At 34.9% G+C, this 252-nt stretch carries 1 protein-coding gene; it reads left to right on the forward strand.

From position 1 onward, the window contains the following. A partial coding sequence (locus R0J88_RS21945) for a TOPRIM nucleotidyl transferase/hydrolase domain-containing protein (RefSeq protein WP_410901169.1) occupies positions 1 to 252 on the forward strand: 252 nt, incomplete at both ends.

Genomic DNA, 252 nt, shown 5'->3' on the forward strand with positions numbered 1-252 from the left:
CTACACATTCTACACATCTATCTGAAGTCTCTAATATAAAAAATATTAACATTATAGCCAAAGGAAATAAGGGGTGTGAGGTATACCAACCTGCGAATGATCTCAGTGCTAGTGAAATACGTAACTTACAACGATATCTAGATGCTGTGCGCAGCAACTTGTTATTTGCAAAAAGCACAATTCTTATTGAAGGTGATGCAGAAGAGATTTTAATACCTATAATGTTTAAACAGGTCACTGGTTTATCATTGG

It is taken from the genome of Pseudoalteromonas sp. SIMBA_162 (assembly GCF_046535955.1).
Lineage (GTDB): Bacteria > Pseudomonadota > Gammaproteobacteria > Enterobacterales > Alteromonadaceae > Pseudoalteromonas > Pseudoalteromonas marina.